The sequence below is a fragment of the Hydrogenophaga sp. PML113 genome (assembly GCF_001777155.1).
GTDB classification, from domain to species: domain Bacteria; phylum Pseudomonadota; class Gammaproteobacteria; order Burkholderiales; family Burkholderiaceae_C; genus Hydrogenophaga; species Hydrogenophaga borbori.
This window is the reverse complement of sequence record NZ_MIYM01000004.1, coordinates 487,985-501,060: the sequence shown is the minus strand read 5'-3', so window position 1 is coordinate 501,060 and position 13,076 is coordinate 487,985. Positions and strand designations below refer to the sequence as shown.

12 protein-coding genes are annotated in these 13,076 nt (G+C 67.5%); 8 read left to right on the top strand and 4 right to left on the bottom strand.

Features of this window, described 5'->3' with window-relative positions; translation table 11 throughout:
• Positions 1-7 precede the first annotated feature (7 nt).
• The gene (gene yihA / locus BHU06_RS10865; RefSeq protein WP_070399173.1) at positions 8-712 is read right to left on the bottom strand and encodes a ribosome biogenesis GTP-binding protein YihA/YsxC; all 705 of its coding nucleotides are present in this window, start codon (positions 710-712) and stop codon (positions 8-10) included.
• A gap of 110 nt (positions 713-822) precedes the next feature.
• Here yihA and BHU06_RS10860 point away from each other — a divergent pair, with 110 nt between their 5' ends.
• From BHU06_RS10860 to BHU06_RS10840, 5 genes are all read left to right on the top strand, one after another.
• Positions 823-1,437: a cytochrome c gene (locus tag BHU06_RS10860; RefSeq protein ID WP_070399172.1), complete on the top strand. Its 615-nt coding sequence runs from the start codon at positions 823-825 to the stop codon at positions 1,435-1,437.
• 181 nt (positions 1,438-1,618) lie between these two features.
• Entirely contained in the window at positions 1,619-3,793 is a 2,175-nt protein-coding gene (locus BHU06_RS10855) for a cytochrome c biogenesis protein ResB (RefSeq protein ID WP_070399171.1), read from the top strand.
• Positions 3,794-3,797: 4 nt separating this feature from the next.
• Positions 3,798-5,165, top strand: a complete 1,368-nt coding sequence (gene ccsB / locus BHU06_RS10850; RefSeq protein ID WP_070399170.1) for a c-type cytochrome biogenesis protein CcsB — start codon at positions 3,798-3,800, stop codon at positions 5,163-5,165.
• 93 nt (positions 5,166-5,258) lie between these two features.
• The gene (msrP, locus tag BHU06_RS10845; protein WP_070399169.1) at positions 5,259-6,248 is read left to right on the top strand and encodes a protein-methionine-sulfoxide reductase catalytic subunit MsrP; all 990 of its coding nucleotides are present in this window, start codon (positions 5,259-5,261) and stop codon (positions 6,246-6,248) included.
• A gap of 61 nt (positions 6,249-6,309) precedes the next feature.
• Positions 6,310-6,951, top strand: coding sequence for a sulfite oxidase heme-binding subunit YedZ (locus tag BHU06_RS10840; protein ID WP_070399238.1), 642 nt, complete (start codon positions 6,310-6,312; stop codon positions 6,949-6,951).
• On the opposite strand, the gene lysA is transcribed toward BHU06_RS10840, so the two are convergent.
• Together lysA and BHU06_RS22095 are read right to left on the bottom strand one after the other, a co-directional pair.
• The gene (lysA, locus tag BHU06_RS10835; protein WP_070399168.1) at positions 6,921-8,201 is read right to left on the bottom strand and encodes a diaminopimelate decarboxylase; all 1,281 of its coding nucleotides are present in this window, start codon (positions 8,199-8,201) and stop codon (positions 6,921-6,923) included. The two genes, BHU06_RS10840 and lysA, sit on opposite strands and share 31 nt — an antisense overlap.
• Positions 8,155-8,307, bottom strand: a complete 153-nt coding sequence (locus tag BHU06_RS22095) for a lipoprotein (RefSeq protein ID WP_116958532.1) — start codon at positions 8,305-8,307, stop codon at positions 8,155-8,157. The genes lysA and BHU06_RS22095 overlap by 47 nt, the downstream gene beginning before the upstream one ends.
• 62 nt (positions 8,308-8,369) lie before the next feature.
• On the opposite strand from BHU06_RS22095, the gene cyaY reads away from it, so the two are divergent.
• Entirely contained in the window at positions 8,370-8,699 is a 330-nt protein-coding gene (gene cyaY, locus BHU06_RS10830) for an iron donor protein CyaY (protein WP_070399167.1), read from the top strand.
• Here cyaY and BHU06_RS10825 read toward each other — a convergent pair.
• Entirely contained in the window at positions 8,689-11,115 is a 2,427-nt protein-coding gene (locus BHU06_RS10825) for a penicillin-binding protein 1A (RefSeq protein ID WP_070399166.1), read from the bottom strand. The two genes, cyaY and BHU06_RS10825, sit on opposite strands and share 11 nt — an antisense overlap.
• A gap of 267 nt (positions 11,116-11,382) precedes the next feature.
• Between BHU06_RS10825 and BHU06_RS10820 the strand changes: the two genes are divergently transcribed.
• Complete coding sequence (locus BHU06_RS10820) at positions 11,383-12,462, top strand: pilus assembly protein PilM (RefSeq protein ID WP_070399237.1); 1,080 nt, start codon at positions 11,383-11,385, stop codon at positions 12,460-12,462.
• Complete coding sequence (locus BHU06_RS10815) at positions 12,459-13,073, top strand: PilN domain-containing protein (RefSeq protein ID WP_070399165.1); 615 nt, start codon at positions 12,459-12,461, stop codon at positions 13,071-13,073. Before BHU06_RS10820 ends, BHU06_RS10815 begins: the two co-directional genes overlap by 4 nt.
• Positions 13,074-13,076: the final 3 nt, after the last annotated feature.

Below are 13,076 nucleotides of genomic sequence, written 5' to 3'. Positions count from 1 at the left end.
GCGGCCTTCAGGCCACCTCGTCCGGCTCGTCGGTGTCGGCCTCGAGGGCGGCGCCGCCGGGCGGCTCATGCGTCCAGCGCCACAGCAGCATGGCCACCTCGTCCAGGCCCTGCTTCTTCAGCGCGGAGAACAGCCGCGCTTCGCCGCCGGCCGACTGCAGCTTGGCGATCGACAAGGCCTTGTTGGCCTCGGTGCGCGTGAGCTTGTCGGCCTTGGTGAGCAGCAGCAGGAACTTCAGGCCCTGCTCCACGCGCGGGCGGATGGCCTCCAGCAGGGCCTCGTCGAGTTCGGTCAGGCCCAAGCGCGGGTCCACCAGCAGCACCACCGCCACCAGGTTGGGGCGGGTGAGCAGGTAGTTGGCCATCACGCGCTGCCAGCGGATCTTGGCCTCGCGCGGCACGGCGGCGTAGCCGTAGCCGGGCAGGTCGGCCAGCACGGCGTCGGTGGCGCCCTGCTTGCCCAGGGAGAACAGGTTGATGCTCTGCGTGCGCCCAGGCGTCTTGGAGGCGAAAGCCAGGCGCTTTTGCTGGGTGAGGGTGTTGATGGCGGTGGACTTGCCCGCGTTCGAGCGCCCGACGAAGGCGATCTCCGGCACCTCGAGGGCCGGCAGATGCTCCAGTTGGGGGGCGGTGGTAAGGAAGCGGGCGGTGTGCAGCCAGCCGTTCGCCAGTCGTGGGTCGCGGCCGGGGTCCGCAGTGAGGTCGTGGGTCATTGGGAGCCAGTTTGGGAGCGCATTGTAAAATCCGCGGGTTTTGTCCAGCCGAGCGCCCCGAACGGGGTCCAGGCGCCCCACGTATTCGTCGACCGCACCGACAGCCCGACATGAAATTGCATGCCTCCCTCCTGGTCGCTGCCGCGGCCGCCGCCCTGTCCCTGAGCGCGCACGCGCAGTCGGCCAAGCCCGACCTCGCCAAGGGCTCCGCCTCTTATGGCGCCGTGTGCGTGGCCTGCCACGCGGCGGACGGCAATTCCACCACGCCGGCCAATCCCAAGCTTGCGCAGCAGCATCCCGAGTACCTCATCAAGCAGCTGCAGGAATACAAGTCCGGCAAGCGCAAGAACGCGATCATGCAGGGCATGGCGGCCTCGCTGTCCGACGACGACATGCGCAACATCGCCTATTGGCTGGCCTCGCAGAAAGCCAAGGAGGGCTTTGCCTCCGATGCCGAACTGGTGAAGCTGGGTGAGCGCATCTACCGCGGCGGCCTGGCCGACCGCGGCATCGCCGCCTGCGCGGGCTGCCACAGCCCGAACGGCGCGGGCATTCCCTCGCAGTTCCCGCACATCGCCGGCCAGCACGCCGAATACACCGAAACGCAGCTGCGCCACTTCCGCGACGGCTCGCGCGCCAACAACCCGCAAATGGCCGGCGTGGCCGCCAAGATGACCGACCGCGAGATCAAGGCGGTGTCCGACTACATCGCTGGTCTGCGCTGAAGCGCGTGGCGCGGCCCCGGCCGCGCCCCTTCGGCCCGCCTGGGATATAAGCACCAAGTGATGTTTGGCCCCACAATGCGGCCCCGTCGCTCGATGAATTGAACCGCCGGCCATGAAAGCCATCTGATAGGGCGCTGTCCGTACGGGACGCGCCTTTTTTTCTGCCCCACGTGTTTCTCCCATGACCGTCTCCACCCAAGGCCTGGAATTGCGCTCCGCCCCGCGGCGCCTGAGCGACTGGGTCGAGCTGCTGTCGTCGATGCGCTTTGCCGTGTCGCTGCTGACGGTGATCTGCATCGCCTCGGTCATCGGCACGGTGGTCAAGCAGAACGAGCCCTACAACAACTACGTCAACCAGTTCGGCCCCTTCTGGGCCGACGTGTTCGCGGCGGCCAACCTCTACACCGTCTACAGCGCCTGGTGGTTCCTGCTGATCCTGGCCTTCCTGGTGGTCAGTACCAGCCTGTGCATTGCGCGCAACACGCCCAAGATCCTGGCCGACCTCAAGGCCTACAAGGAAAACATCCGCGAGCAAAGCCTCAAGGCCTTCCCGCACAAGGCGCAGGGCGAGCTGGCCGAGGCGCCCGAGGCCGCCGCCAACCGCATGGGCCAGGCGCTGCTGGGCTCGGGCTGGAAGGTGAAACTGCAGTCGCGCGAGACGCCCCAGGGCACCGGCTGGATGCTGGCGGCCAAGGCCGGCGCCGCGAACAAGTGGGGCTACATCGCGGCGCACAGCGCCATCGTGATGGTGTGCATCGGCGGCCTGCTGGACGGTGACCTGATGGTGCGCGCCCAGACCTGGTTCAACGGCAAGCAGATCTACCAGGGCGGCGGCCTGATCGCCGACGTGCCCGAGCAGTACCGGCTGTCCACCGCCAACCCCACCTTCCGCGGCAATCTGCTGGTGACCGAAGGCACCGCGTCCAGCACGGCCATCCTCACGCAGCCCGGCGGCGTGCTGCTGCAGGAGCTGCCGTTCTCGGTGGAACTCAAGAAGTTCATCGTCGAGTACTACGAGACCGGCATGCCGCGGCTGTTCGCCAGCGAGATCGTGATCCACGACCGCGAGACCGGTGAGCAGAAGAACGCCCGCGTGGAGGTGAACCACCCGGCCTTCCACCGCGGCGTGGCGATCTACCAGTCCAGCTTCGACGACGGCGGCTCTCGCGTGAAGCTCAAGGCCGTGCCCATCAATGGCCCGGGCAAACCCTTCGAGGTCGAAGGCATCATCGGCGGATCCACCGAACTGAGCAACGGCGACCAGAAGCTCTCGCTGGAGTTCACCAGCCTGCGCGTCATCAACGTGGAGAACTTCGCCGCCACCGGCAGCGGGGCCGACGTGCGCAAGGTCGACCTGCGCGAGTCCATCGAAAGCCGCCTCGGCGCCGCGCACAAGACCGTGACCGAGAAGACCCTGCGCAACGTGGGGCCCAGCGTGACCTACAAGCTGCGCGACGCGGCGGGCCAGGCGGTGGAATACCACAACTACATGCTGCCGATGGAGCTCGATGGCCAGCGCGTTTACCTGCTGGGCCTGCGCGAAACACCACAGGACAGCTTCCGCTACCTGCGCGTGCCGGCCGACGAGAACGACAGCCTGGATGGCTTCGTGCGGCTGCGCGCCGCGCTGAGCGACCCGGCGCTGCGCGCCGAGGCCGTGCGCCGCTACGCCGCGCAGTCGGTGGAGCCGGGCCGCGCGGACCTGGAGCAGGCCCTGGTGGCCTCGGCCTCGCGCGCGCTGGCGCTGTTTTCGGGCGCGGAACGCGTCACGCCGGTGGCGGACGCGGTGGCGGCGAATGGCCCGAACGGCGCGAGCGCCATGAAGGGCGCCGACGGCAGTGCCCCCCGCGAGGCGAGCGGCGGCCTGCAGGCCGTGGCCGCTTTCCTGCAGGCCAACGTGCCCGAGGCCGAGCGCGAGCGCGCCAGCGACGTGCTGGTGCGCATCCTCAACGGCACCCTGTTCGAGCTGCTGCAGCTCAGCCGCGAAAAGGCCGGCCTGGCGCCGCTGGCGCGCGACGAACCCGCCCAGCGCTTCATGACGCAGGCGGTGATCAGCCTGTCCGACACCTTTTTCTACCCGGCGCCCATGGCCTTCGAGCTGACGGACTTCACCCATGTGCAGGCAAGCGTCTTCCAGGTGGCCCGCGCCCCGGGTCAGACCGTCGTCTACCTGGGCTGCCTGTTGCTCATCATCGGCGTCTTTGCCATGCTCTACGTCCGCGAGCGCCGCCTGTGGGTCTGGCTGACGCCGAGCGGGCAGGGGGCGCAGGCCAGCATGGCCCTGTCCACCAACCGCAAGACGCTGGACGCCGACCGCGAGTTCGAACAGCTCAAGACCCAATTGCTTTCCAGGTGACCGCATGAACACCACCACCGCCACGCAAACCATCACGCTCAAGAAGTCCTCGGGCGGCGCCGAACTGGCCCCTGGCTATTTCGCCCGCCGCAACCGCTGGGACTGGCTGTTCGCCGCGTTCGTGCTGGCCGGCGCCGTGCTGGCCTTCCTGCGCTATGGCGGCGCCATGGACATCTACGAGAAGTGGATCCTTGCCGGCACCGTGCCGAGCATGGTCGCCCTGGGCTGGTTCTGGCGCCCGCTGCAGAAGCTGGCGGCGGTGGTCGCGGCCTTCGCCTTGCTGGCCATCTGGCTGTACCAGGCCCCAGGCGGCGGCGCCGACCTGGCGCGCGGCGATCAGGTCTTCCTGCTCAAGTACTTTATTTCCAGCCAGTCGGCCATCCTGTGGATGAGCGTGCTGTTTTTCATGAGCACCGCCTTCTACTGGCTGGGCATGTTCACGCGCGCGGGCGATGCCCTGGAGGCGCTGGGCTCGCGCCTGGCCTGGGTGGCGGTGGGCCTGGCGCTCATCGGCTCGCTGGTGCGCTGGTACGAAAGCCACCAGATCGGCCCCGGCATCGGCCACATCCCGGTGAGCAACCTGTATGAGGTGTTCGTGCTGTTCTGCTGGATGACGGCGGCCTTCTACCTTTACTACGAGCAGCAGTACGGCACGCGCCGCATGGGTGCCTTCGCCATGCTGATCGTGAGCGCGGCCGTGGGCTTCCTGCTCTGGTACACGGTGGTGCGCGAGGCGCACGAGATCCAGCCCCTGGTGCCCGCGCTGCAGAGCTGGTGGATGAAACTGCACGTGCCGGCCAACTTCATCGGCTACGGTACCTTCGCCATCGCGGCCATGCTGGCCTTCGCCTACCTCATCAAGCAGAGCGCCGGCGAGACCCGCTGGTACAAGCTGGCGCCCCTGTGGGTGCTGGGCGTGGTGCTGTGCTTCGAACCGCTGGTGTTCCGCCAGGGCGCCACCGACAAAGGCGGCGTCTATTGGTTCATCTACTTCGGCGTGTCGGCGTTTATTGTGGGCGGCATCCTGTCGGTGCGCGGCCGCATCGCCGAGCGCCTGCCCTCGTTCGAGGTGCTGGACGACGTGATGTACAAGGCCATCGCGGTCGGCTTCGCCTTCTTCACCATCGCCACCGTGCTGGGCGCCCTGTGGGCCGCCGAGGCCTGGGGCGGCTACTGGAGCTGGGACCCGAAGGAGACCTGGGCCCTGATCGTCTGGCTCAACTACGCGGCCTGGCTGCACATGCGGCTGATGAAAGGCTTGCGCGGCACCGTGGCCGCCTGGTGGGCGCTGGTGGGCCTGGCCATCACCACCTTCGCCTTCATCGGCGTCAACATGTTCCTCTCGGGTTTGCACAGCTACGGCACCCTCTGAGCCCGGAACCGCGTAAGGTTTCGGCGGATCACACGACAGACGGGTTGGCGGGCGCGGCATCCCTCGCGTCCGCGCGCCACTGAGGACACGGCCATGATCATCCGAACCGACCGCGACGGTTTCGTCCATCCGCGCAGCAGCGAAATCACCCCGCGCCACGCCTACCTGGGGCGCCGCCAATGGCTGGCCGGCCTGGCCGCCGCGGGCGTGGCCTGGGCTTCGCGCGATGCCTGGGCCCAGGCGTCGCCGGCGCGCCCCGGCAAACTGGCCGCTCTGCCGGGCAAGATGTCCTCGGTGGCCGGGGCCACCACGGTGGAAAAGCCCACCAGCTACGAGGATGCCACCAGCTACAACAACTTCTACGAGTTCGGCACCGACAAGAGCGACCCGCTGCAGTACGCGGGCAAGCTCAGGACCCGTCCCTGGACGGTGGAGGTTGAGGGCCTGGTGAACAAGCCCGGCCGCTTCGACCTCGACGCCCTGCTCAAGCTGGCGCCCATGGAAGAGCGCCTCTACCGCCTGCGCTGCGTCGAGGGCTGGTCGATGGTGCTGCCCTGGCAAGGCTATTCTCTGGCCGAGCTCATCAAGCGCGTGGAGCCGCAGGGCAGCGCGAAGTACGTGGAGTTCGTGACGCTGGCCGACAGGCAGCAGATGCCCGGCCTGCGCGCCAACGTGCTGGAGTGGCCCTATGTGGAAGGCTTGCGCCTGGACGAGGCGCAGCACCCGCTCACGCTGCTGGCCTTCGGTCTGTACGGCGAGGTGCTGCCCAACCAGAACGGCGCGCCCGTGCGCTTGGTGGTGCCCTGGAAGTACGGCTTCAAAAGCGGCAAGTCGCTGGTGAAGATCCGCTTCGTCGAGAAGGAGCCGCGCACCTCCTGGAATCTGGCGGCGCCGCAGGAGTACGGTTTCTTCTCCAACGTGAATCCGCAGGTGGCGCACCCGCGCTGGAGCCAGGCGACCGAGCGGCGCATTGGCGAAGGCGGTGGCCTGTTCGCCAAGCGCCGCCCGACGCTGATGTTCAACGGCTACGAAGCGCAGGTGGGCCAGCTCTACGCCGGCATGGACCTGCGCAAGTTCTACTGAGGCCATGGGCTCCGCCCGGCCGCCCGAAGGGGCCCGTACCGCGTGGCCCGCGGGGCGTTGGCTGAACCGCGCCGCGGTCCAGCGGGCGCTGCTGCACCCGCTGGCCAAACCCCTGGTATTTGCCGTGTGGCTCCTGCCTTTCGCCTGGCTGTTCTGGGCCGCGGCGGCCGACCGCCTGGGCGCCAACCCCGCCGAGGCGCTGATCCGATCCCTGGGCGACTGGACCTTGCGCGCCCTGGTGCTGGTGCTGCTGGTGACGCCGCTGCGCGTCACCCTAAGCTGGCCGGCGCTGGCGCGCTTTCGGCGCATGCTGGGGCTGTTCGTGTTCTTCTACGCCACGCTGCACTGGCTGGCCTACGCCTGGTTCGACATGGGCTTCGACTGGGCCGAGGTGGTCGCCGACATCCCCAAGCGCCCCTTCATCCTCGTGGGCACGCTGGCCTGGCTGCTGCTGCTCGCGCTGGCGGCCACGTCCTTCAACCGCGCCATCCGCGCGCTGGGGGCGCCGCGCTGGCAGGCCCTGCACCGGCTGGTCTATGCGGTGGCGGCGCTGGCGGTGCTGCACTTCTTCTGGATGCGCGCGGGCAAGCACGACTTCAACGAAGTCGCGGTCTATGCGGTGCTCTTTGCCGCGCTGCTGGGCTGGCGCGCCTGGCGGCGCTGGGGGGCCCCTCAGGGCAGGGGCGTTTCCAGCCGCATCTGATCGGCGGCGGTTTCGCGCTGGCGGATCACGGTGGCCCGGTTGCCATCGACCAGCACCTCGGCGGCGCGGCCGCGCGTGTTGTAGTTGCTGGCCATGCTCATGCAGTAGGCGCCGGCCGACAGCACCGCCAGCCGATCGCCGGCCTGCACCGCCAGCTCGCGGTCACGGCCCAGCCAATCGCCGCTTTCGCAGACAGGGCCGACCACGTCCCAGGTGAGCGGGGCGGTGTCGGTGCGCGCGCGCAGTGGTTCGATGCGGTGGTAGGCCTGGTACATCGCGGGGCGCGGCAAATCGTTCATGGCCGCGTCCACGATGAGGAAGTTCTTGTGTTCCCCGGGCTTGAGGTAGAGCACCTCGGTCAGGCAGACACCGGCGTTGCCCACGATGGAGCGGCCCGGCTCGATCAGGATCTGGCGGTCGCCGAAGCCGCGCGCGTCCAGGCGCTGCAGCAACTGCGCCCACAGCGCGTCGGCGGCGGGAGGCGCATCGCCGCGGTAGTCGATGCCCAGGCCACCGCCGAAGTCGATGTGGCGCAGGCGCAGGCCCAAACCGAGGCCTTCGATGGCGGCGACCAGGTCCAGCACGCGCTCCAGCGCGTCGAGGTAGGGCGCCGCTTGCGTGATCTGCGAGCCGATGTGGCAGTCGATGCCGACCACCTCAAGGCCGCTGCAGGCCGCGGCCTGCCGGTAGGTGTCCAGCACCTCGTCGTGCGCGATGCCGAACTTGTTGTCCTTCAGGCCGGTGGAGATGTAGGGGTGCGTTTGCGCGTCCACGTCGGGGTTGACGCGCACGCTCACGCGCGCGCGCCGCCCGGCCGCGCGCGCGACCTCATCGAGCACGGTCAGCTCGGCGCGGCTCTCGACGTTGAAGCAGCCGATGCCGACATCGAGCGCGCGGCGCATCTCGGCGCGGGTCTTGCCCACACCCGAAAAGATGATGCGTTCGGGCGCGCAGCCAGCGGCCAGCGCACGCTCCAGCTCACCGCCCGAGACGATGTCCAGCCCGCAGCCCGCGCGCACCAGCGTCTGCAGGATGGCCAACGAGGAGTTGGCCTTCATCGCATAGCAGATGAGGTGCGAGCGCCCGGCGAGGCCTCGCTGGTACGCGCCCAGGGCCTGCAGCATGGCGGCCTGGCTGTAGACGAAGAGTGGGGTGCCGTGGGCCCGGGCCAGGCTGTCGAGGCTCAGGTCCTCGATGTGCAGTTCACCGTGACGTTGCGTCAGGAAGGCGGGCAGGGGCGACAGGGGCATTGTTGGCGGGCTTGGGCGTGGTCTCGGGGCTCTTGGGGGGCGGCAGGTAGAGCGGACCCTTCTGGCCGCAAGCCGCCAAGCCCGACAGCAGCAGCGACAAGGCCATGACCCGAGCGGGGCCTGAACAGCGACCTAGAATGCGCAGCCACCCAAACATCCGCGCATTGTATGACCGACCTCGAATACCAGGATCGCGCCGAGGCCCTGTTGCGCGCCATCGAACTGAACTGCGACCGCATCAACGAAGACAGCGATGCGGACATCGACAACCAGCGCGTGGGCGGCATGATCACACTCACCTTTGCCAACCGCAGCCAGATCGTGATCAACCTGCAGAAGCCGCTGCACGAGGTGTGGATGGCCGCACGCGCCGGTGGCTTTCACTACAAGCACGATGGCCGCGCCTGGCAAGACACCAAGGGCAACGGCGAATTCTTCGAGAACCTGTCGCGTTACGCGAGCGAGCAGTCGGGCGAGGCGCTGCGCTTCAGTTCCTGAACAGATCCAGGATGCTGCGCCGGTTCTCCACCGGCGGCTGCGGCGGCGGCGGCGCGATCGGCACGCCATTGGCATCGACCGCCGCGCCGGCGGGCGCGCCAGGCCAGGGATCCGCCAGGCCCAGGCCATGCACGCCATTGCCCGGGCCGTATTCTTCGTAGTACCACTCGCCGCCGATGTTGACCACGCCGGGCGGTGCGCTATAGGTAGCCACGGGCACGTTCTTCAGCATCTCCTGCATGAAGGAAATCCAGATCGGCAGCGCCAGGCCACCGCCGGTTTCGCGGCTGCCCAGGTTGCGCGGCGTGTCGTAGCCCACCCAGGCCGCGGCGGCCAGCGTGGGCTGGTAGCCGACAAACCAGGCGTCCACCGCGTCGTTGGTGGTGCCGGTCTTGCCATACAGGTCGGGCCGCTTGAGGGTGGCCTGCGCGCGCGCCGCGGTGCCTGAGCGGGTGATCTCCTGCAGCAGGCTGTTCATGATGAAGGCGTTGCGCGGCTCGATCGCCTGCGGCGCGTTGTCCAGCGTGGTCTGGGGCGCCTCGAACAGTACGCGCCCGCGCGCGTCCGTCACGCGGGTGATCAGCAGGGGCGTCACGCGGTGGCCGCCGTTGGCGAACACCGAATAGGCCGTGACCATCTGCAGCGGCGTGACCGAACCGGCGCCCAGCGCCATGGTGAGGTAGGGCGGGTGCTTGTCGGCCTCGAAGCCGAAGCGCGTGACCCAGTTCTGCGCGTTCTGCGTGCCCACCAGCTGCAGCACGCGAATGGACACCATGTTCTTGGACTTGGCCAGCGCGCGGCGCACCGACATCGGACCTTCGAACTGGCCGTCGTAGTTCTTCGGCTCCCAGGGCTTGCCGCCCGTATCGGCGGCGGAATAGAACAGCGGCGCGTCGTTCACCACCGTCATTGGCGTCAGGCCCTTTTCCAGCGCGGCGGAATAGATGAAGGGCTTGAAGCTGGACCCCGGCTGGCGCCAGGCCTGGGTGGCGTGGTTGAACTTGTTCTTGTTGAAGTCGAAGCCGCCGATGACGGCCGCGATGCGGCCATTGCGCGGGTCCAGCGCAATGAAGGCGGACTCGACCTCGGGCAATTGCGTCACGCGCCAGGATTTGTCGCCCACCTTGACGATGCGCACGACGGCGCCCGGGCGCAGCTTGATGTTCGGCCCGGCCTTGTCCGACAGGCCGCTTTGCACCGGCTTGAGGCCTTCACCGGTGATCTCGATCGGGTCGCCGTCCTGACGCACCACCACCACCTTGCGTGGGTCGGCCTGGAGCACCACGGCCGACAGCAGGTCCCCGTTGTCGGGGCGTTCCGCGAGGGCCTCGTCAATGGCCGTGTCGCGTTCCTGCGGGTCCTCGGGCAGGTTGATGAACAGTTCCGGGCCGCGGTAGAACTGCCGGCGCTCGTAGTCCAGCACGCCCTGGCGCACGGCGCGGTAGGCGGCTTCCTGGGCGCGCGGGTCGATGGTGGTGGACACCACCAGGCCGCGCGTGTACGCGGCCTCGCCATACTGGGCCACGATGGCCTGGCGAACCATCTCGGCGGCAAACTCCGCGCGCAGGCCGTCGTCCATCGCCCCCCGGTGGACCTTGACCTCCTGGGCTTTGGCCTCTTCGGCCTGTTGGGCGGTGATGAAGCCGTTCTCGACCATGCGGTCGATGATGTACAGCTGGCGCGTGCGGGCGCGCTTGGGATTGCGGACCGGGTTGTAGGCCGAAGGCGCCTGCGGCAGTCCCGCGAGCATGGCAGCCTCGGCGATGGTCACGTCCTTCAGCGGTTTGCCAAAGTAGATCTGCGAGGCCGACGCGAAGCCATACGCTCGCCGGCCCAGGAAGATCTGGTTCATGTAGATCTCGAGGATCTGCTCCTTGGTGAGCATGTGCTCCAGTTTGAAGGTGAGCAGCACCTCGTAGATCTTGCGCGTGTAGCTCTTTTCCGCCGACAGGTAGACGTTGCGCGCCACCTGCATGGTGATGGTGGAGGCGCCCTGGCTCTTGGCCTCGCGCAGGTTGGCCAGCGCGGCGCGCACCATGCCGCGGTAGTCCACGCCGCTGTGCTCGAAGAAGCGCGCGTCTTCGATGGCCAGCACCGCGTGCTTCATCACGTCGGGGATCTGGTCGATGGTCAGCAGGTTGCGCCGCTCTTCACCGAACTCGCCGATGAGCTGGCCATCCACGGCGAGCACGCGCAAAGGCAGCTTGGGGCGGTAGTCGGCCAGGCCCGTGACGTCGGGCAGATTGGGGTAGGCCACCGCCAGGGCGATGCCAAGGGCCATCAGCATGGCCGCAACACCTGCCGCCGCCAGTCCGGCGACAACCACCACCAAGCGACCGATCCAGATGAGCGTGCGGGGCGCCGCAGATACTGCCTTGGCAGGAGCCGCGCGAGAGGGCTGGGATTCTTGGGGCATGCGAACTCGGACTGGAAACGTGCCGCATTTTAGAAGTCGACCAAGGTGCCGACATGGAATGAACGGAACGTAGGGGTTTGGGCTTGTGGACCGGATTGTCGGTGGGCGTTCAGGCCATCGTGTCGGCCCTTCATCCCGTCGGCTTTTGACAACGTTTCGATTTGTGCGTTTGGCAAAAAATCTTTGCCGCTCAATGGGCTTACTGCTAGCATTGAAGTGAATTCTTAAGTCTGGCGTAGTACATCGCCACGCGATTTGGGGGCCATCTTGATCTCACTGGGATCGCTATTCAGCCGAGAGCCAGCGCCGTTGCTGGGCATTGACGTGAGTTCGTCGAGCGTCAAGCTTGTCGAGCTCAGCCGCAACCGCGCCGGCGAGTTCGTGCTGGAGCGCTGCGCCATGGAACCGCTGGAGCGCGGCTGGATCACCGACGGCAACATCGAAAAATTCGATGAGGTGGCCGACGCGGTGCGCCGGGTGGTCCGCAAGAGCGGCAGCAAGACGAAGAACGTGGCCCTGGCGTTGCCGGCCTCGGCGGTGATCACCAAGAAAATCGTTCTGCCGGGTGGCATGAGCGACAAGGAGCTCGAGGCGCAGGTCGAGTCCGAGGCCAACCAGTACATCCCGTTCTCGCTCGACGAGGTGAGCCTCGATTTCTGCGTCGTCGGCCCCAGCGCGACGTCCGTGGGCGATGTCGAGGTGCTGATCGCCGCCTCCCGCAAGGAAAAGGTGTCCGACCGGCAAGGCCTGGCCGAAGCCGCGGGTCTCAAGCCCGTGGTCATGGACGTCGAGTCCTATGCGTCGCGGCTGGCCGCCGGCCGCGTGATCGAAACCTTGCCGAACCAGGGGGTGGACGCGCTGGTGGCGCTGTTCGAGATCGGCTCCATGACCACGAGCCTGCAGGTCATTCGCAACGACGAAGTGCTCTACGAGCGCGACCAGGCCTTTGGTGGCGGTCAGCTCACCCAGCTCATCATCCGCCAGTACGGCTTTTCGCCCGACGAGGCCGAAGCCAAGAAGCGCTCGGGTGACCTGCCTGAGGACTACCAGAGCGCCGTGCTGGAGCCGTTCATTGAGAGCCTTTCTCAGGAAATCGGCCGCGCGCTGCAGTTTTTCTTCACCAGCACGCCGTACAACAAGATTGACCACATCCTGCTGGCCGGCGGCAGCGCCGCCTTGCTGGGGCTCACCGAGGCGGTGACCCACCAGACCTCGTTCGCGTGCATGCTGATCAACCCCTTCGACGCGATGGAACTGGGGGCGGGTGTTCAGGCGCGAAAGATCTCACGTGAGGCACCAGCCTACCTGACGTCCACCGGGCTGGCGCTGCGGAGGTTCTACCAATGATCCTCATCAACCTGCTGCCCCACCGCGAGGCAGCGCGCAAGCGCCAGAAGGAACAGTTCTATACGCAGCTGGGCTTGTCGGCGCTGCTGGGGGGCATCATCGGTGGCGCCGTCTTCACGTGGTATCAGGGGCAGATCTCCATCCAGCAAGACCGCAACCAATTCCTGACCCAGGAAATCGCCAAGCTGGACGCGGAAATCAAGGACATTGCCACGCTGCAGCAGCAAATCGCGTCGCTGCGGGCGCGCCAGACGGCCGTCGAGGACCTTCAGGCGGGCCGCAACCTGCCGGTCTATCTGCTGGAGGAGCTCGTCAATCAACTGCCCAAGGGGGTTTTCCTGCGGTCGATGAAGCAGGAAAACATGAGTGTGCTGTTGACGGGCACGGCGCAGTCGCAGGAGCGGGTGTCCGAGCTGTTGCGCAATCTGTCCAACAACAGCCCCGCCTTGACGCGCCCTGAGCTGGTGGAAATCGTGTCCGCCAACGCAGCCATCAGTGGCGCCGATGCGCGGCGCGTGGCCAACTTCACCATGCGCGTGACCTTGCGCAAGCCGGCGGTCACGCCGGCGCCGGTCACGCCAGCCACCGCACCCGCGGCGGGCAAAGTCTGACCC

What these genes read in the sequence shown, in the direction of transcription:
- BHU06_RS10815 (WP_070399165.1), top strand. Translation starts at nt 12,459, where the DNA reads ATGATCCTCATCAACCTGCTGCCCCACCGCGAGGCAGCGCGCAAGCGC.
- yihA (WP_070399173.1), bottom strand. Translation starts at nt 712, where the DNA reads ATGACCCACGACCTCACTGCGGACCCCGGCCGCGACCCACGACTGGCG.
- lysA (WP_070399168.1), bottom strand. Translation starts at nt 8,201, where the DNA reads ATGCCCCTGTCGCCCCTGCCCGCCTTCCTGACGCAACGTCACGGTGAA.
- BHU06_RS10855 (WP_070399171.1), top strand. Translation starts at nt 1,619, where the DNA reads ATGACCGTCTCCACCCAAGGCCTGGAATTGCGCTCCGCCCCGCGGCGC.
- BHU06_RS10825 (WP_070399166.1), bottom strand. Translation starts at nt 11,115, where the DNA reads ATGCCCCAAGAATCCCAGCCCTCTCGCGCGGCTCCTGCCAAGGCAGTA.
- ccsB (WP_070399170.1), top strand. Translation starts at nt 3,798, where the DNA reads ATGAACACCACCACCGCCACGCAAACCATCACGCTCAAGAAGTCCTCG.
- BHU06_RS22095 (WP_116958532.1), bottom strand. Translation starts at nt 8,307, where the DNA reads ATGGCCTTGTCGCTGCTGCTGTCGGGCTTGGCGGCTTGCGGCCAGAAG.
- cyaY (WP_070399167.1), top strand. Translation starts at nt 8,370, where the DNA reads ATGACCGACCTCGAATACCAGGATCGCGCCGAGGCCCTGTTGCGCGCC.
- msrP (WP_070399169.1), top strand. Translation starts at nt 5,259, where the DNA reads ATGATCATCCGAACCGACCGCGACGGTTTCGTCCATCCGCGCAGCAGC.
- BHU06_RS10860 (WP_070399172.1), top strand. Translation starts at nt 823, where the DNA reads ATGAAATTGCATGCCTCCCTCCTGGTCGCTGCCGCGGCCGCCGCCCTG.